The organism is Vreelandella sulfidaeris (assembly GCF_042429665.1).
Taxonomy (GTDB): domain Bacteria; phylum Pseudomonadota; class Gammaproteobacteria; order Pseudomonadales; family Halomonadaceae; genus Vreelandella.
Map to the genome: position 1 here is coordinate 149341 of NZ_JBHMAC010000011.1, position 18426 is coordinate 167766.

General features: G+C 50.5%; 14 protein-coding genes. 8 read left to right on the forward strand and 6 right to left on the reverse strand.

Annotated elements, in window-relative coordinates; all coding sequences use genetic code 11:
* Nucleotides 1-68: 68 nt before the first annotated feature.
* Nucleotides 69-611, reverse strand: a complete 543-nt coding sequence (locus ACFFLD_RS12590) for a hypothetical protein (protein WP_386041143.1) — start codon at nt 609-611, stop codon at nt 69-71.
* A 316-nt stretch (nt 612-927) separates the two neighbouring features.
* Here ACFFLD_RS12590 and ACFFLD_RS12595 point away from each other — a divergent pair, with 316 nt between their 5' ends.
* The 7 genes from ACFFLD_RS12595 (at nt 928) to pepQ (ending at nt 9052) form a co-directional block, all read left to right on the forward strand.
* Complete coding sequence (locus ACFFLD_RS12595) at nt 928-2508, forward strand: ABC transporter substrate-binding protein (protein ID WP_386041145.1); 1581 nt, start codon at nt 928-930, stop codon at nt 2506-2508.
* Nucleotides 2509-2656: 148 nt separating this feature from the next.
* Complete coding sequence (locus ACFFLD_RS12600; protein WP_386041147.1) at nt 2657-3706, forward strand: ABC transporter permease; 1050 nt, start codon at nt 2657-2659, stop codon at nt 3704-3706.
* Nucleotides 3703-4644 carry an ABC transporter permease gene (locus ACFFLD_RS12605; protein ID WP_386041149.1) on the forward strand — a complete coding sequence of 314 codons (942 nt, stop codon included), beginning with the start codon at nt 3703-3705 and terminating at the stop codon, nt 4642-4644. The genes ACFFLD_RS12600 and ACFFLD_RS12605 overlap by 4 nt, the downstream gene beginning before the upstream one ends.
* Before the next feature lie 7 nt (nt 4645-4651).
* Nucleotides 4652-5668, forward strand: coding sequence for an ABC transporter ATP-binding protein (locus ACFFLD_RS12610; RefSeq protein ID WP_386041151.1), 1017 nt, complete (start codon nt 4652-4654; stop codon nt 5666-5668).
* Nucleotides 5665-6744: an ABC transporter ATP-binding protein gene (locus tag ACFFLD_RS12615; RefSeq protein WP_386041153.1), complete on the forward strand. Its 1080-nt coding sequence runs from the start codon at nt 5665-5667 to the stop codon at nt 6742-6744. The genes ACFFLD_RS12610 and ACFFLD_RS12615 overlap by 4 nt, the downstream gene beginning before the upstream one ends.
* 49 nt (nt 6745-6793) lie before the next feature.
* The gene (locus ACFFLD_RS12620; RefSeq protein WP_386041155.1) at nt 6794-7705 is read left to right on the forward strand and encodes a LysR family transcriptional regulator; all 912 of its coding nucleotides are present in this window, start codon (nt 6794-6796) and stop codon (nt 7703-7705) included.
* Between the two features lie 48 nt (nt 7706-7753).
* Nucleotides 7754-9052, forward strand: a complete 1299-nt coding sequence (gene pepQ / locus ACFFLD_RS12625) for a Xaa-Pro dipeptidase (protein WP_386041157.1) — start codon at nt 7754-7756, stop codon at nt 9050-9052.
* 98 nt (nt 9053-9150) lie between these two features.
* Here pepQ and ACFFLD_RS12630 read toward each other — a convergent pair whose 3' ends face one another.
* The 5 genes from ACFFLD_RS12630 to ACFFLD_RS12650 all read right to left on the reverse strand — a co-directional run bounded on the left by ACFFLD_RS12630 (nt 9151) and on the right by ACFFLD_RS12650 (nt 17403).
* On the reverse strand, nt 9151-9753 hold the full coding sequence (locus ACFFLD_RS12630; protein WP_386041159.1) for an OmpW/AlkL family protein: 603 nt from the start codon (nt 9751-9753) through the stop codon (nt 9151-9153).
* 708 nt (nt 9754-10461) lie between these two features.
* On the reverse strand, nt 10462-12117 hold the full coding sequence (locus ACFFLD_RS12635; RefSeq protein WP_386041161.1) for a diguanylate cyclase: 1656 nt from the start codon (nt 12115-12117) through the stop codon (nt 10462-10464).
* Nucleotides 12110-12496: a response regulator gene (locus ACFFLD_RS12640; protein ID WP_386041163.1), complete on the reverse strand. Its 387-nt coding sequence runs from the start codon at nt 12494-12496 to the stop codon at nt 12110-12112. The genes ACFFLD_RS12635 and ACFFLD_RS12640 overlap by 8 nt, the downstream gene beginning before the upstream one ends.
* Before the next feature lie 13 nt (nt 12497-12509).
* Nucleotides 12510-15683, reverse strand: a complete 3174-nt coding sequence (locus ACFFLD_RS12645; protein ID WP_386041165.1) for a response regulator — start codon at nt 15681-15683, stop codon at nt 12510-12512.
* Nucleotides 15670-17403, reverse strand: coding sequence for a sensor histidine kinase (locus ACFFLD_RS12650; protein WP_386041167.1), 1734 nt, complete (start codon nt 17401-17403; stop codon nt 15670-15672). Before ACFFLD_RS12650 ends, ACFFLD_RS12645 begins: the two co-directional genes overlap by 14 nt.
* A 218-nt stretch (nt 17404-17621) precedes the next feature.
* Between ACFFLD_RS12650 and ACFFLD_RS12655 the strand changes: the two genes are divergently transcribed.
* Nucleotides 17622-18386, forward strand: a complete 765-nt coding sequence (locus tag ACFFLD_RS12655) for an SDR family oxidoreductase (protein WP_386041169.1) — start codon at nt 17622-17624, stop codon at nt 18384-18386.
* Nucleotides 18387-18426: the final 40 nt, after the last annotated feature.

Sequence of the window (18426 nt, forward strand, 5' to 3'; positions counted from 1 at the left end):
AGGGCTTATAAACTTGTTCTATACACTCGTCTTATAAACACGTCTTATAAACTTGGCTTGGGGAGCGATTAAAATTCTATTTTCTGCGCTTTCACATCAAACGCTACATTAATCTCAATGCCCTCTTCTTTGGCTGGCGGCTCACCTAGCTGCGCCTGCAGCGCGAGCATCCCTTTTATGCTACCAGCCACGCGAACCCATTGACTGGCGCGCTCAAAATGTTCAAGTGTTACGGTCACTTGGCCGCCTTCTGAGGTATAAAGAGGAGGAGACAGCGACTCGCCGAGAGGATGAATAACCACGGCGCTGAGCAATGCCTGTTCATGAATGGTGAGACTGATGAGTAGCGCCTCCTCCGACTCCCATGACGTTTCATCTACAAAGCCGGTAATATCAACATTAATATTGTCACCGTGCTCGATAAACGACGCGTTTGAATCATGACCCCGGCTTAACACAAACCACGCGCGCTGCTCTTCATCCAACCACCCAGCTATCTCAGACACAGACATCTCAGACACGCTTTTCTCAGGCCGCCCTGCTGGCTCATCGGCGTTACCGCTAACAGGTAGCCATAACGCTATGATGGTCAGTGCGATTTTATTCCACATCTACGTTCCTGCCCTGTTATGCATCGCATTTTTCTTACTACTTTAGTCTTATCATATACTCTGAACGCGGCGCTATTAGCCTCATCATTCAGTAGACGAATGAGGTCTGTCATTATTTCGATTGTAAGTAGTGATAGTCACTCTCTATGTTAGAAGGCTACGTTGTTAACTATTTTGTTAACACGGCGTTTGCAATGACCGTGTCTGTTTCACTGCCGATTACTTGTGTTGCAGCCTGTTCCGCTTATCAAAGGATAGCCTGATAAACACGCTTAGCAGTAAAACGATAAAATAAACAATCATCAAGGGAACAACTATGACGTTCAAAAAGACCCTACTCGCTTCTGTTATTGGTGCTGTGGTGACAGGTACAGCATTACTACCAATGACCGCTAGTGCGGAAACACTGCGTATTGGTTACGCCGCCGACCCGGAAACGCTCGATATTCATGAGCAGCTTTCCGGCGGTATGCTGCGCTTCTCCCACCTGGCATTTGATCCGCTCATTCGCTGGACAAAAGACTTTCAGTTTGAGCCGCGCCTAGCCACCGAGTGGGAGCAGGTAGACGAAAACACCACACGCATGACCTTGCGTGAAGGCGTTACCTTCCACTCAGGTAATGAGTTCACTGCACAAGATGTGGTATGGACTATTGAACGTCTGAAAGAAAGCCCGGACTATAAAGCGATTTTCGAGCCGATTGCCAGCGCTGAAGCAATCGACGACTATACGGTCGAAATCGTTACTACTGAACCTTATCCGCTGCTGCTCAACCTTGCTACCTACATTTTCCCTCTGGATAGCGAGTTTTACAGCGGTGACACCGAAGACGGTAACGCGAAGTCAGAGATCGTTAAAGCTGGCAATTCCTACGCCTCGCGCAATGTGTCAGGCACCGGTCCATTTATTGTTACCGACCGCCGCCAGGGTGTGCGTGTCGACTTCAAGCGGTTTGAGGACTACTGGGACACCGAATCTGAAGGTAACGTCACGGAAATCGTGCTGACACCCATTTCAGAAAATGCTTCTCGTGTTGCCGCCCTTCTATCAGGCGGGGTGGACTTTATCGATGCCGTGCCGCCCAACGACTTAGAACGTGTACGTGAAGCGCAAGGCGTCAATCTCATTGAAGTACCCGGCACCCGGATTATCGGCTTACAGCTTAACGAAGATCGCGTTGAGGCCTTCCAGGACGCCCGTGTTCGTCAGGCCGTTGACCTTGCCATTAACCAGGAAGGTATTGCTGATCGTTTGATGCGTGGCTTTGCCACCCCAGCAGGACAGCTTTCACCGGAAGGTTATACCGGTTACAACCCTGATTTAACGCCACGCTTTGACATTGAGCGCGCCAAAGAGCTAATGGCCGAAGCGGGCTATGAAGATGGCTTTAGCGTTGAGATGATTGCGCCTAATAACCGCTATGTGAACGATGCCCAGATCGCTCAAGCAGTGGCTAACATGCTGGCTCAAATCAATATCACCGTGAACTTGCGCACCATGCCGCTGGCCCAGTACTGGCCGGAGTATGACGATCGCGGCTCGGACATTGCGATGGTCGGCTGGCACGCTGACACCGAAGATACCGCCAACTTCTTCCAGTATCTCACGTTCTGTAACGATGAAGAGACCGGCGCTGGTCAGTACAACTATGGTAATTACTGCAACGAAGAGATCGACGCGCTGGTAACCGAGGCTGACAGCGAAACCGACCTCGAAAAACGCGCTGAGATGCTCCAGCAAGCCGAAGCCATGCTCTATGAAGACGTTGGTTTTATTACGCTGCACTGGCAGAATCTGGCGTATGCCGCCGCCGAAGGCGTTGATATCGAACCCATCGTCAACGCTATCGACTTCCCCTACTTAGGTGATCTCGTTATTAATCGCGGTAACGATTAATTCTCTAAGCACGAGTTAATCAACCCGTTACACCGTCACTGCGGTATTTGTCTGCAAGGATGCTTCGCTCCCTAGAGGTTTAGGGGGCGAAGCCTTTTGTTTGGCCCCTACTCCCTTTGTCGAACCTTTTATATAGGTGGCGTACGCCATGATTGCCTTTTTAATCAAGCGGCTGATGCACGCAGTATTGGTGATGTTTGTCATCAGTGTATTGGCCTTCGCTATCCAGGATAACCTGGGTGATCCTGTACAACAGATGGTTGGCCAATCGGTCCCCGAGAGTGAACGCGAAGCGTTGCGCGAACGGCTAGGGCTCAACGACCCCTTTTTAGTTCAATATGTGCGATTCGCTACCAATGCCGTACAAGGCGACTTTGGTCAGTCTTACTTTTACCGTGAACCCGCACTGGAAGTAATTGCCCGTCATCTACCCGCCACGCTAGAGCTGGTGTTTGCCGCAACACTCATTATTGTGGTGTTTTCGGTGCCTATTGGGGTGTATAGCGCCATCAAACCGCGCTCGCCCATTTCGCGCCTATTCATGGGGGTCTCCATCATCGGTATTTCGATTCCGGTGTTCTTGACCGCCATCGTGCTTATCCAGATCTTTGCGATCGGCGTGACCGTGACGATATTCCCTGAAAGCACCGGTTGGGGCGCATGGCTCAATGGCCTGTTCTCGACGCAAGGCAATATGCCGTCCTTTGGACGTGGTTATGACCTCGTCAATGTTGTCGGGCATTGGGACACCAATTTAGCCTCCTGGAGCGGCTTACAACACCTGGTCCTACCGGCCGTCTCGTTGGCTTCGATTATGCTTCCGTTATTTATTCGCCTGATTCGCGCCGAAATGATGGAAGTGCTGCAGTCGGAATATGTTAAGTACGCACGGGCCAAAGGCATTTCTATGCGCCGTGTCTATTTCGTTCATGCCCTTAAAAACACCATGCTGCCTGTTATTACCGTAGGCGGCGTTCAGATCGGCACCATGGTGGCGTACACCATTTTGACCGAAACCGTATTTCAATGGCCGGGAATGGGCCTGATGTTTTTGGATGCGATTAATCGTGCCGATATTCCCCTGATTGTGTCTTACCTGATGATTGTTGGCGTCATTTTTGTAGTGACCAATACGATCGTGGATCTGATCTACGGCTTTGTGAATCCAACCGTTAAACTGACTGGGAAGCCCGCATGAGCACGACTACTAATGCTTCACCCAGCCGCTGGGAACGACTGCGCGACTCTTACATGTGGTATAGCTTCAAGCGTGACCGCACTGCTCAACTCTGCTTGGCTGTGTTTATTTGCATGGTCATCGCAGCCTTTGCGTCACCGCTTCTAGCGCCTACCAACCCCTATGACCTTGGTCAGATCAATATTCTTGATTCTGAACTACCGCCCTTCTGGATTGATGGTGCTGATGACCGTTACGCCTTGGGCACCGACGCTCAAGGGCGAGATTTGTGGTCTATTGTGCTGTACGGCACGCGCGTCTCTCTGCTGATTGGCTTTGGTGCGGTTATTTTACAAGCCTTGCTGGGGGTGACGTTTGGCCTGATGGCGGGCTATCTGGGCGGACGCATCGATACTATTTTGATGCGGCTTGCGGATATCCAGCTGTCCTTCTCGACCCTCATGGTTGCGATTGTGGTCGGTGCGTTAGTCAAAGCGACGCTGGGCAGCGCCTTCTACAGCCAATATGCGGTAATGATGCTGATCTTGATTATCGGCCTCGCAGAATGGCCGCAATATGCACGTACGGTGCGCGCCTCGGTCTTATCTGAGAAAAACAAAGAGTACGTCGACGCTGCCCGCGTGATGGGGCTGCGCAGCAAACGGATCATGTTCCGCCATGTGCTGCCGAACACCATGTCGCCGATTTTTGTTATTTCGACCGTGCAGATTGCCAACGCGATCATTTCTGAAGCAGCTCTTTCGTTTCTAGGACTAGGGATGCCGGAAACGCATCCATCGCTCGGCTCACTCATCAAGTCAGGCTTTGACTATATCCAATCTGGCTCCTGGTGGATCACCCTGATCCCAGGGGCGGTACTGGTAGTACTGGTGCTGTCGATCAATCTGCTTGGCGATTGGCTGCGTGACGTCATGAACCCACGACTCTACAAAGGCTGAGGACAGCATGGCACTTCTTGATGTTAACAACCTTGATGTCCACTTCGCGTTGCGCCACGGTGACGTACACGCCTTGCGGGACATTTGCTTTAGCCTGGAGCGCGGCGAGCGCTTAGGCATTGTTGGTGAGTCAGGCGCAGGCAAATCAGTGGCCGCGTTCTCGCTGCTCAACTTGATTTCGAAACCGGGTTATATTTCGGGCGGCACGGTCAACTTTGATGGCCAGGTGCTCAACACCATGTCGGAGCGCGGCCTGCGCAAGGTGCGCGGCAATCGGATTTCGATGATCTTTCAAGATCCAATGATGACACTGAACCCAGTGCTCTCCATTGGCGAACAAATGGTCGAGTGCTTAAAAGCCCACCGACGCATTTCTTCGAAAGAAGCTCGCGCGATTGCTCTGGACAAGCTGCGCCAGGTGCAGATTCCCTCACCGGAAACTCGCCTGGACCAGTACCCTCATGAACTTTCAGGAGGCATGCGCCAACGTATTATTATTGCCATTGCCCTGCTCCTCGACCCTGACATTATCATTGCCGATGAGCCTACCACGGCACTCGACGTGACGATTCAAGCCGAAATCATGGCACTGCTGCTGGAGCTATGCGAACAGCATAACGTCGGGCTTATTTTGATTACCCATGACCTGGGTGTGGTCAGCCAGGTCACCCAGCGAATGCTGGTCATGTATGCGGGCCGAGTGATCGAGCAAGGCCCCACGCGGGAAATTATTAACGACCCGCAGCACCCGTACACTCAAGGGTTAATCAACGCGCTGCCGCAAATGGCGACCCCCGGAGAAAAGCTCAATCAAATTCGTGGTAGCATGCCCTCACTGTCTAACCTGCCGAGCGGCTGCGCATTTCATCCACGTTGTAATTTTATTAATCGCGCTGACGGACAGCCACGCCCCGCCTGTACGCAAGTAGTGCCTGAGTTCGTTGAGTCAGGCAACTGCCGTGTAGCGTGCCATATGGTCGCTGAAATGCTTGAAGATCGTCGTCTGAAGGAGGAAACCTCATGAGCACAAACGCTGAGGCCATCACGGATAACCAACTTCCTCTCCATACCCCAAGTCAGAACGAAGAGAGTGCCGATTCGCTGCTGCAAATTCGCGATCTGAAAAAGCGCTTCTCGCTATCGGGGGACTTTCTTGAACAGTTGCGCTTTAAAGGCGGCAAGCTGGTACGTCATCAAGAGCATGTTCACGCCATTAACGGCGTCAATCTAGACATCCAACGAGGCGAGGCGCTTTGTGTGGTGGGCGAGTCTGGCTGTGGCAAGTCGACCGTGGCGCGCACAGTGATGGGGCTTTTGACGCCGTCTGAAGGTGAAATACATTACGACGGCACGCGCATTGATAACTTAAGCTCACGCCAGCTGCTGCCCTATCGTAAGCGCATGCAGATGATCTTCCAGAACCCGTATGCCTCGCTGAATCCGCGTATGACCATTCAGCAAACACTGGAAGAACCACTGCGCCTGCACCACCCTGATTGGAAACGCGCGCAGATTCTCGACAAGGTTGAAGAGGTGATGCGCTCAGTGGGTATCGATCCTGACTGGGGTAAGCGCTTTGGCCATGAATTCTCAGGTGGCCAACGTCAGCGTATCGCGATTGCCCGCGCCTTGGCTGTTGATCCGGAGTTCATTGTTGCCGATGAGCCTATTTCCGCGCTCGACGTCTCCATTCAGGCTCAGGTACTGAACCTGTTGATGGAAGCCCAGCAACAGCGCAATCTGACGTATCTGTTCATTACCCACGATCTGGCGGTCGTTGAGCACTTTGGTACGCGCGTAGCGGTGATGTACTTAGGCACGGTATGTGAAATCGCCACCACGGCCACACTCTTTGAAAAGCCGCGCCACCCCTATACTCAAGCGTTGCTCTCAGCGATTCCGCGTCTGAAAGATGATCGCCCTCAGCATATTCGCTTATCCGGTGAAGTACCCACCCCGGTTAACTTACCAAGCGGCTGTGTATTTCATGGACGTTGCCCGCACGCTAACGCGCGCTGTAAACAGGAGATCCCCCTGTTGCAGACACAGACAGACGGAACTCGTGTCGCATGTCACGCTGTTGAGGAGGGGCGCCTATGAAATGGGCGCCATTTCTGCAACGGCGAACCAACGCGCTGAGAGGTAAAACATGGAAATACGCTGGCTAGAAGATTTTATCGCCCTGGCCAGAACCCGGCATTTCTCGCGCGCAGCAGATGATCAGCATGTTACCCAACCTACCTTCTCCCGACGCATTAAACTGCTTGAGGAGGAAATGGGGGTAATATTAATCAATCGTCAAACGCTGCCGCTATCGCTCACCCCCGCCGGGGAAGAGTTTTTGACCCTGTGTGAACAGGTAACTGAGCGTGTGCGATTAACCAGGGACCGGGTGCGGGAAATCAATGCGGGTCAGCAGCGTCGTATCATGGTGGCAGCACCACAGAGCCTATTGCCACATTTTTTACCGGAATGGTTAGCGTCGACGGAGTGGCAGGAACGTGTCCAGCCTTATCTTCGCGCCACCGGCTGGGTGGCCACCGACTACTTTCAAGCGTTGGCGCGTGCGGAGTGTGACCTGGCTATTTGCTACTGGCCGATTGGACGGTGTGACCTTGATATCGATACCAGCGAGTGTACTTATCGAGTGATAGGTCATGAAAGACTGATTCCGGTGACCGGGTTCACATCGGCGGGGAAACCTTGCGCGTTACTGCCAGGATCACGCCATCAGCCAGCCCCGTGGCTCGCCTACCCCAAGCGCGGCTTGCTTGGCTCTGCCGTCAAAGCACACTTGGCAAGACTCCCTCAGAGCACCTATTTAACCGCTCAAAGCGAAAACCTCTACGCGGCGGGCATTAAAGAGCTTGTGCTGCTTGGCTACGGGATGAGCTGGCTGCCAGAGCGCAATGTGGCTGAAGAGCTTGCGCAAGGCACGCTCATTAGAGCGGGTGATAGCCGCTGGGATGTGCCCATGGAGCTACGTCTGTACCGGCACCAAAGCCATCATCACGCTGAGCTTGACAAGTTCTGGAATGAGCTTGCCTCACCACGTCTGTAAGCCATCTAGACGCTTGGGCGTGACTCGTTATCACGAAAGGACATTTTGATGTCAACCAACTTATTTAACCTGCAGCTTGATCACATTGCTCATCTACAACGCGCTTATTCAGCGCTGTTGGTCGATCACGGCTTTGATAGCCTAGCGATCTACAGCGGTCACGCCAGCGTTCACTTTGCTGACGATCATGCTCCGCCTTTTCAAGCCTACGGTCACTTTATGCACTGGGTGGGATTGGCGGATGTCGAACATAGCTGGCTGGTCATTCAACCGGAACAGCGCCCACAACTTTACTTGTATGCCCCAGCAGACTTCTGGCATTTACCCACGCATCTACCTGATGAGCCGTGGGTAGAAGCATTCGATATTCACTTTTGCCATGAGAAAATAGCGCCGCCCTTGACCGCTAATGCCGCGGTGGTAGGCGATATAGAGCAGTTTACAGCCAGCACACAAAAGTCCTTAAACGCAACATGCCAGCCTGAACGGTTATTAGTGGCACTCGATGAGTTGCGCCTTTACAAGACCCCTTATGAAGTCGCCTGCCTTGGTGAAGCCAACCGTTTGGCAATTACCGGCCATCAAGCGGCACAGGCTGCTTTTAATGAATCAACCGGCGAGCTCGATATCCAGCTAGCTTACCTGGCAGCCAGCCGTCAGCGTGAGTCGGCGGTGCCCTATCAAAATATTATTGGTTTAAATGAGCACGCTGGTGTTCTGCACTACCAGCACTATGATCTGAGCGCGCCGAGACATCGCTACAGCCTATTGGTGGATGCTGGCCGTCGCTTTCGTGGCTACTGTGCCGATATTACTCGCACTTATGCTGGCCCAGACGCCCCTGCTGTGTTCGGCGAGCTGGTAGACGCCCTGCATGGTCTAAAAGATGAGCTGGTCAATGCAGTCGCGCCCGGCGTTAGCTTTGTAGCGCTGCATGAGAAGATGCATCGGCTCTTGGCCGACATATTGGTGACGCACAATCTATTCAAAGGCAGTGCTGAGCAGGCAGTAGCCGAAGGCGTTACTCGCGCTTTCTGCCCACATGGATTGGGTCATTCACTGGGTCTACAGGTGCATGATGTGGCGGGGCTACGTCACCCTGACGGTACGCCAGCGCCAGCACCAGAATCTCACCCAGCGCTTCGCCTGACGCGCACCCTGCGCCCTGGCATGGTCGTGACCATTGAGCCTGGGCTCTATTTCATTGCGATGCTGCTTGCCCCCTTGCGTGACTCAACGCTTCCTCTCAATTGGGAGCGGATTGATCAGCTAGCACCGTGCGGCGGCATTCGTATTGAAGATAACGTGGTAGTGACAGAAAGCGGTGTTGATAACCTGACACCCTAAACTCGCCCCTCCTTGCCTTTATCACACCAACAAAAACGCCTAGCACAAGGCTAGGCGTTAATTGTTACCGGTACTAAAAGCTAAACTGACTGATCCGCTTAGAAACGGTAGGTGATACCACCACCAACAGTGACGGGCTCCATGTCCACTTCGCCACTAACACCCGCCGCATTGATATCAGCACTAACGTCTGCATAGCTGGCGTAACCATTGAGCATGATGTTATCGGTCACGGCCAGATCAATACCTACCTGTCCAATCGCACCATAGCTATGATCAATGCTCATACCCGAGGGCTCGTTAGAGAAATGCGTATAGTTAAGACCGACACCCGCATAAGGCTGTACGCGAGAATCCAAGCCACCCATGGGGTAGTAGTTGACCAGCAGATTGACTGGCAGACGATCTACGCTGCCGCTGGCTCCAGAATCGGTCGTAAAGTCGTGTTCAAATTTCTCTGAACTATTCAGCTCAACACCGACCTTATCAGTAAACAGGTAACCTGCGCCGAATGTGAATCCACGCGCTTCATCAACACTTAATGAATCACCACCCACATTGCCATTACCTGAACCCGTGTCCGTTTGGGCAACACCGCCACGTACAAAGACGTCACCAGCGTTATAAGCAAGAGCCGCTTGGCTTGCCAGTGCGAAACCAGCGGTAATGACAGCAGCAGACATTAATTTCATTTTACTCATCAGGGTCATCCTCTTTTATGCAGCGCTTATTTCCTTGCGCCTAGGATTGCAACATTGTCTATCAAACTTACTTATACAGTATATAGTACGCGAACAGTGTTTCCAAATTTTCTGTCAAATATTATTATAAGTTATTTAACTATGTTAGGTTTTTCTGAAAAGTCGGCGAGCGAAGATCAGACAAGGCAAAAATTGGCGAAAAGACGGAGTTTACAGGTTGTAAATGAGTACTTTGAGCCGATTTTTAACGCCGTATGATCGAGCACAGCCAGTTTTCAGACAGAGCCTAGTTTTTTACAGGCATAAAAAAAGTCCCCCGAAGGGGACCCAGGTGGAGCACGCCAGCTCACTCGGTGTATCGCTACGTAATGTAGCAATGTGGATGAAGCAGGGAGAGAAACCCGAAAGTAAGCGATGGCTCTCTTTACTCTCATCCTTTGCTATTTATATTGCGATCTGCGTGCCATAAATTAAATAAAATTTAAATATCAATAACTTATAAAAATAAAATAAGTGTTTACATAAGTAAGAATGCTTTTACCTCGGCCTCTTGCACCAGAAATGCTCAACCAAACACATTCTTGCCTCACAATCGCTCAAACGCCGCCTTGCTCGTGCTTATCTGCTCTTCTTATACTTACTTGTACCGCTCATGCTGAGCTATGCGGCTCATAATTAGCTGTGCTGCATTAGCTGTGCTGCTCATCGTTAGTTGCACACCTTATTACGTCCTGACCGCTTAGCCCGATAAAGGGCTTCATCGGCTGCAATTAACAGGTTGCTACGCTGCTCCTCGGTGGCATCACGACTACATACCATGCCCGCGGATAATGTACAGGCGAACTCTTGTTCTCCCTGGTTAAACCGCAACTTAGCAAAATACTTACGTACATCTTCAAGCCTTTTCCATCCATCCTGTTCACCACAATGCGATAACACAATTAGAAACTCTTCCCCTCCGTAGCGACCTATTAAATCCGTTTGGCGCAACCGCTGACGCAAAAGTGTTGCGACAGAGGCAATCACGACATCCCCCACTGCATGGCCGTAGGTGTCGTTAACGTTTTTAAAATGGTCGATATCCAGCATCGCAACCACCAGCGGGTAACCCTGCCGGTAGGCACGGGCAATTTCATTAATAGCCGCGCTTTTGATACTGGCATGCTTTAATAGCCCCGTGAGGCTGTCCTTGTTTAGTAACGCCGACAAAGTGCGCGCCCGCGCCACCCTGGCCCGAACAGAGGCCACCAACTGAGCCGCTGAAATAGGCTTGGTAAGAAAGTCATCAGCCCCATGACTGAGGGCATCTACCTGTTTATTGAGATCCGTTTCGGCGGAAAGAAACACAAAAGGAAGACTGCTCCACTCATCATACTGCCTGACCACAGAGGCCAAATCAGGGCCGTCATACTCCGGCATGTGGACATCCATCAACAGTAATTCGGGCCTAAACGAACCCAGTTCTTCAATAATTTGGTGAGGATGATCAAGTATCCGAACTTCCATTCGGGCGGCTTCTAGCACCAGCTGGTAATACGCTGCCAACTGATAATCATCATCGACAATCAAAATCCTCGCGGGTGGTGCCGAACGCTCTTGCAGCAATTGCTCAAGCCGACTCACCAATTGGGGAATATTGAGGGGTTTTAAAAAGTAACCGTGTGCATTTAATTGGGCGGCCTTGATACGGTCCTCAAAGCCATCTTGATCGCTAATAAGCAGCAGCGGACAGCCTAATGTCTTTAATGGTAAAAGTCTTTCCAACCCCGGCGTTGCATCAACCACTACCACATCAGGTGGGGTATTCTCACTACTGACCTGAGCCTCTGCTACGGTGGAGAACAACTTAACCTCGTAGCTGAAGTTGGTAAGCTGTTCAAAGATACGCTTGTCTGGCTCAGCATTCTCCTCAATTAGCCAAATGCTGGCTGGTGTATGGGCGTTTGAGGGTTTAGGAAAGGCTTCAATGATGTGCTGGTCACAAGGCGCTAACGCTTGCTGCATGGCGTACAGCTCCTGATCAAGCATGTCTAACAGCGGCTGATCAGCTTCTACTGTGTTTTCTTCCAACCATGGCGTCAGGCTGGCTTCCAAGACACGTGCCCGGCTTCCAATGGCGTCCCAACCGAAGGTACCAGCCGAGCCCGCTATTTTATGTAAACGTCGATTCATATCATCGAGAAGTGTCCTCACGGCTGCGAGGTTAGTATCACAGGATTCGGATGTCTGCGTGGGGTCAAGTCGTCCCTGCAAGTCTTCTATTACCTGCCGAAGAGATACCAGCTCAGCCTGTAAATTTTGCTGGTAGCCTTGATTTAAAAGCGCTAGTTTTTGCTCGAGCTGCTGCTGTTCATTGTCAACCATGCGCCTGCTCCCATAGGCTGCGAACTTGGATAGCTAGTGCCATGGGATCAAACGGCTTGGTGATCACCCCTACAGCACCCAGCTTGATCAATTGATCCACTTCATGCGACTGGACTTTTGCCGTCATAAAGGCAATCGGCACTTCGTCAAGGCTATCCAACTGGCGCAATGCTTTCAGCGAGGTGGGCCCATCCATACCGGGCATCATGACATCCAGCAAGATCATATCGGGAGCAAACGCCACCACTTCCTCCATTGCCTGTTCACCAGAAGAGCATACCTTGACGTTAAAACCACCCACTACTTCAAGCGCCAAGGTTGCTACCGTTTGAATATCAAGGTCATCTTCTACGTACAAAATACGTTCCAAGCTACTCATTTGCATACTCCCTTCATACCAGTTGGGTTTGTTGTTGAATAGCTTTGAGCAGTTGCGCGGGACTAATACGCGATTTCAGCACAACGGCCTCAACACGATGTTGCTCACTATCGCTAATAGCTTGTCCCGAAAGGATAATAATACGAGTGTTGGGTTGTTTCTCACGGATGTGCTCCAACAAGCCCCACCCTTCGCCATCGGGCAGCCCTAGATCTAAAATAATCGCATCGTAGTGGCGCTGTGTTAAACACTCACGTGCCATGGCAAAACTACCTGCGTGATCACAGTTAGCGTGGTCGCGTAACATGGTGCGAACCACTTCATGCAGATCGGGGTCATCTTCGATATGCAGTAACGTTAGGCGCTCTTGATGCGCCTGTACCTGCTCATTGAGTAACGCCAGCAAATGAGGCATTTGCACCGGTTTAGCCAACCACGGTATATCTTCGAGATGACCTTCCAGTGCCACCTGCCCACGCTCAACACTGCCTGTAACCACAAGCACTGGCGTATGTTTGGCGGAGCGCTGCTCACGAATGGTCTGGATTACTTCAAAACCGCTCATGTCGGGCAAGCCAATATCGACGGTAATGGCATCGTAGCGGTGAAGCGCCAGCTTCTTTAATGCGTCTGCTCCTGTGGGAGCTGAATCAACGTTGTAACCTGCCTGAGTCAGCGTTGCCTGCAAGACCCTTACGACTGACACATCATCTTCGATGACCAGAATACGCCCTGCGTAGGCCTCATGACTGCTGTGATGGGGCAATGAAGACGCAGGGTGTAGCGGTAGTGAAAACCAGAAACAGGCGCCCTTGCCCTGCTCAGACACATAGCCTACCTCTCCATCCATATGCTCAATCAACTCGCGAGTGATAGCCAGTCCTAGTCCTGTACCGCCTTTGGCGCGTGAGTCAGAGCCGTCTACCTGAGCAAATTTATTAAAGATCTGGGGTTTAAAAGTGTCAGGTATACCGGGGCCTTGGTCTTGCACATTAACGACGACCTGGTGCCCCTGCTTATCCACTGAAATTAGAACCTCACCGCCGTCGGGTGAGAACTTCACCGCGTTAGAAAGTAAATTTGCCAGTACCTGTTGAAGTCGTTGTGCATCTACCCTGACCTGCACATCTATATTCTCAGGACGCAGCACTAGGGTGATATTGCGCTCATGCTGGAAATGACGATTTTCTTCAATCGCATTTTCCAACAGCGTTTGCAACGGTTGCCAATGCATGTCGAACGCCAACTTCCCAGCAGCAATTTTCTCAATATCCAATAGGTCGTTAATAAGGTGCGTTAAACGCTGACTGTTTTTATTAGCAATAGAGACCATCTGCATCATTTGGGGCGGAGCATTCCCTAGTGCACCCGCCGCAATCATGCCAAGTGCACCTGAAATTGAGGTTAACGGTGTGCGCAGTTCATGGCTAACGGTAGCGATAAACTCATTTTTCATCTGTTCGATGCGCTTGGATTCAGAGATATCCTCGGCAATCGCCAAATAACCGGTAATAACACCTTGCGCATCGATGATGGCACTCACCACAAGCTTCACGGGCAACCGTTTGCCAGAATGCGCTATGTAAGTCCACTCGTTTGCTTCGCGCTTATCGATAACCGTGCGATGGGTAAAAACATCAAAGGGGGTTAACTCGTGGCCAGCTACTGCGGTTAACTCCTTTAAGCGCTGCTCAACCTCATTTGAGTCGTGAAACAACATGACGGTATGCAGCCCGACAATCTCACTGGCGCTATAACCCAGCATATTTTCAGCGCCTTTATTAAAGAGCGTTACATTCCCCTGTGTATCGGCGGCAATAATGGCGAAATCAGCAGCAGAGTCGAACACCGAGCTAAGCAAGTCATTACTGATGGCTAATGCACTAGTGCGCTCCTCTACCTGATGTTCAAGATTACTTTGTGTATGGCGCAAGCTTTTAAACGCGCTACTCAGTTCTTGGCTCATCGTGCCAAGTAAATCGGAGAGCTGTTGAAATTCAACAATGCGGCTATGAGGTAAACGGTGAGGATCGCCATGAGCGATAGAGTGGCTGAGGGCTCTTCCAGCACGCCCTAAACGCATTAAAGGATACGTAATCATACGGCTTAACAACTCAGCCGCTAAAATACCTAACCCCAATACAGCCGCTAACATGATGAACAGCACCGAGCGGTAAGCCTCCATGGCGGTGACTGTCGATAACGCAGGTGTTTCAATTTGAATTTGATCAACGCCGGCTCTACCTTGAGCGGGCATGGTTAAAGCGTAAACTCCCTGAGCAAACCTTCCTCCCGGCGCTTCAATGCTGCCAGGTAGCCACATGATAGTACGCTCATTGATCGCCAGCACGTCATCCTCTGGCGCCAACACTAATGATTCAAGGCGGCCTACCTGACTTAATACTTCTCCTTGCTCACCCAATAAGGCAATACTAACGTCAGACTGACCTTGAACACGGTTCAGATGGTAGTCATAACGTGACTCAGCGTTAGGTTCATCCAGCCGAGCAAGTAAATTCTCGCCCATCGTTGCGAGCGTTTGATCGACAAATCGTTCTTGCCCTTGGCGCATCGCATGACCTTCATACAGTACAAGCGGAATGCCTGTTATCAAGGCAACGGTCAACAAGGCGCAAAAGAGTAAATGCCTCAGCTTTAGCAATGATCCAGCGGTGGGCAGCCAGTGACGCCGAGACAAACCAAAAGCAATAATAATACCGCTAGCGATGACTGCATTCAGTACCCCATTCACCGCCTGCTTTAAATAAACCAACAGCGTTAGCTCTTGACTCCAACCCATTAGATAGGGAAACAATAGAAAATCGATAGGAGCGGCAATAACTACCCAAAAAAGCAGACTGGCAATAATAATATTTTTGATTTTATAGTGATAAAGCCAAGACACAACGATAGCTTCGAGTATGAACACTACTACGGTGACCGGATTCTCCCAAAAAACATAGGTATAGAGCCCTGAAGCAAGTCCGACACCAATGGCCGGTAACACACCCAGCCAAGCAATGGCGAGCATGACCGACACAGACCCAAAAACAAAATATACTTTAAACAGAACCGAGAGCTGCAGCATATTGCCCACTACTCCCATGACCAGCAAGAGAATGAACCACGCCACACCTGCCCGCATGGGTATTATTAACGGAGAGGGTAATGAGTTAAGCGTTCGCATCGGCATTCTCCTTTAGGCAAGGAAATGTAATATAGAAAGTGCTTCCCTCTCCCTCCTCTGAAGAAAACCCAATCGTGCCGCCCATCCGTTCTGTTAAGGCTTTACTGATTGAAAGGCCTAATCCCGTTCCATTTTTGCTACGCTGATCGCTACCATCGGCTTGTGAAAACTTTTTAAAAATATGTTTTTTAAATCCACTGGGAATACCACAACCCGTGTCTTTTACATTGATACGAATACGTTCTTCGCTCTCATCACACACAATAACCACATTACTTCCAGGTAAGGAAAACTTAGCTGCATTTGATAGCAAATTAGCCATGATTTGCTGAAAGCGTAAAAAATCAACATTAATCAAACACGCTTTTTTCAAAGGCGTGAGTTTGAGGGTAATCCCAAGTTGATCGGCATAAGCCTGGTTCTCTTCAAGCGATATAGATAATAATTCATTAACTAAATACGGCTCACACGTTATGTTTATTTGACCCGCCAGCAACTTCTCCATATCGAGTAGGTCGTTAATCAATTCGCCCAGACGCTCGCTATTTTTTAACACCATGGAGAGTAAATCATGCGTTTGATCAGACATCTCGCCCGTTACACCGCCTAGCACCAGTTTAATGCCGCCAATGACCGACGTTAACGGAGTACGCAGCTCATGGCTAACAATTGATACAAACTCGTTTTTTAACGTATCCACTCGCTGACGCTCTAAAACAGCGCTTACCCAGCGGCTTAGTAATTTTATAAACAGTTTATCGGCTTCAGAGAAATCCGTGTCACGAGGGGAATCGGATGAGAAGCTTAAGGTGCCGAAATACTCACCATCCAGATAAATGACGATACCAATATAAGCTTCTAGACCAAATTGAGAATAACAAGGATAATGACGCGCATTATCTTCGCCTACATTATAAATAGCCAGCAGTTCGCCCGTTTTAAGTGTCATATCGCAATAAGTATTAGCGAGCGGAAGACTCAAACCATTACTGAGCGGGACACCTTCGGGTGCAGTGACAGACACAACCTCAAACATGTTATTTTCAATACGGCTAATAATACCAATCTGCATGTTGAAATAACTACATCCAAGCGCTAGCGCGGCATTTAATTGCTCGGCTAGGCTTAGCTCATGCGATGTACTAATTTCATTCAGCGACGCGAGTGCATGCACCAATGAACGCTGCTGATGCTCAGCTTCTTCCAAGCGTCGACGTGCTTCGCGGATATGAACAATCTCTTGTTCCAGCCCAATCCGATTAATCTCCTCTTCGACACAGGTGGCTAAATCAATCAGCGCTTGGCGCTGTGCATAGCTTAACCGCCGTGGATGGCTATCAATGACACACAGCGTACCGACTCGAAATCCATCAGAGGTGGTTAGTGGTACGCCTGCGTAAAACCTGATTCCCCCGGGTGAGGTCACTAGTTGATTGTTTTCAAAACGAGAGTCTTTACTAGCGTCCTCAATTTCAAAAATGCCCTCACCTTTAATCGCATGGGCGCAAAATGATACCGTTCGGCAGGTCTGCGCCAATGGAAAACCCTGACGGGACTTGAACCATTGTCGCGCCTCATCCACTAATGACACTAAGGCTATATCAACCTCAAAGAGGTGGATCGCGAGCCGAGTGATTCGGTCAAAACGCTCTTCTGGGGGGGTATCCAAAATAGCAAGGCGTTGAAGTGCCTGCAGCCGCGCCTGTTCACTCTCCAGCATAATCAAACCTCTCATGCCAATTATTAACTACTTAGAATTAATGAAAGCATGCAGCTAAGCACATTTTATTAATTTCAATGTATGTGGAAATCCAACCATTGTCGCTGGCTGTATCGATATTTAACATTTGGATCCACTCAGAAAAGCGATGATCGAATTATAAGCCACTGATTTAAAATAAATAAATAGTTAACATGCCAATAGATCAAGGAACTAACATGTCAGCCAATAACACGATTTATGTGACGGGAGGAGCCCAGGGCATTGGCCTTGGGATTGCCGAAATGCTTTTGCATGATGGCTACTGTGTAGCGATAACCGATCGTGATGAAGAAGCACTCACCGCCGCCGCTGAACGCTTGCCCCATCGTGACAAACTGCTCGTACTGACGGCTAACGCCAGCGACGAAGCACAGGTGGCGGCGAGTATTGAAAAGACCGTGAACCATTTTGGTCAACTGGATGGCATGGTGCATAACGCGGGCATTGCCGATCCCTTTCACGGCCCGGTTGAGCAACTGTCGCTGGATAAGTGGCAAGCGTATCTAGGCACTAATCTTACTGGCGCATTTTTGTGCGCCAAACATGGGGCAAAGCATCTGCGTCAGCAGCGCGGTAGCATGGTACTGATGGCCTCTTCACGTGCATTACAGTCAGAGCCTGATACCGAAGCGTACGCTGCCAGCAAAGGAGGCATCGTCGCCCTGACTCACGCGCTGGCGATTAGCCTCGGCCCCGACATTCGGGTCAACGCCATCAGCCCCGGCTGGATCGAAGTCGGCGATTGGCAAAAGCCAAGTCAGCAGCAGCCGGTTGAACATCGTGCCATAGATCGCGAGCAACACCCCGTTGGCCGCGTTGGCACTCCCAGCGATATAGCCTCTTTAACTCGTTTCCTGCTAAGCCAGGAAGCAGGCTTTATTACCGGCCAGAATTTTGTCGCCGATGGCGGCATGACACGTAAAATGATCTATGCCGAATAACCTCTATAACGAGTAATAGGTGCCTACATAACAAGGTCAT

What these genes read in the sequence shown, in the direction of transcription:
- ACFFLD_RS12590 (WP_386041143.1), bottom strand. Translation starts at nt 611, where the DNA reads ATGTGGAATAAAATCGCACTGACCATCATAGCGTTATGGCTACCTGTT.
- ACFFLD_RS12595 (WP_386041145.1), top strand. Translation starts at nt 928, where the DNA reads ATGACGTTCAAAAAGACCCTACTCGCTTCTGTTATTGGTGCTGTGGTG.
- ACFFLD_RS12600 (WP_386041147.1), top strand. Translation starts at nt 2,657, where the DNA reads ATGATTGCCTTTTTAATCAAGCGGCTGATGCACGCAGTATTGGTGATG.
- ACFFLD_RS12605 (WP_386041149.1), top strand. Translation starts at nt 3,703, where the DNA reads ATGAGCACGACTACTAATGCTTCACCCAGCCGCTGGGAACGACTGCGC.
- ACFFLD_RS12610 (WP_386041151.1), top strand. Translation starts at nt 4,652, where the DNA reads ATGGCACTTCTTGATGTTAACAACCTTGATGTCCACTTCGCGTTGCGC.
- ACFFLD_RS12615 (WP_386041153.1), top strand. Translation starts at nt 5,665, where the DNA reads ATGAGCACAAACGCTGAGGCCATCACGGATAACCAACTTCCTCTCCAT.
- ACFFLD_RS12620 (WP_386041155.1), top strand. Translation starts at nt 6,794, where the DNA reads ATGGAAATACGCTGGCTAGAAGATTTTATCGCCCTGGCCAGAACCCGG.
- pepQ (WP_386041157.1), top strand. Translation starts at nt 7,754, where the DNA reads ATGTCAACCAACTTATTTAACCTGCAGCTTGATCACATTGCTCATCTA.
- ACFFLD_RS12630 (WP_386041159.1), bottom strand. Translation starts at nt 9,753, where the DNA reads ATGAGTAAAATGAAATTAATGTCTGCTGCTGTCATTACCGCTGGTTTC.
- ACFFLD_RS12635 (WP_386041161.1), bottom strand. Translation starts at nt 12,117, where the DNA reads ATGGTTGACAATGAACAGCAGCAGCTCGAGCAAAAACTAGCGCTTTTA.
- ACFFLD_RS12640 (WP_386041163.1), bottom strand. Translation starts at nt 12,496, where the DNA reads ATGAGTAGCTTGGAACGTATTTTGTACGTAGAAGATGACCTTGATATT.
- ACFFLD_RS12645 (WP_386041165.1), bottom strand. Translation starts at nt 15,683, where the DNA reads ATGCGAACGCTTAACTCATTACCCTCTCCGTTAATAATACCCATGCGG.
- ACFFLD_RS12650 (WP_386041167.1), bottom strand. Translation starts at nt 17,403, where the DNA reads ATGCTGGAGAGTGAACAGGCGCGGCTGCAGGCACTTCAACGCCTTGCT.
- ACFFLD_RS12655 (WP_386041169.1), top strand. Translation starts at nt 17,622, where the DNA reads ATGTCAGCCAATAACACGATTTATGTGACGGGAGGAGCCCAGGGCATT.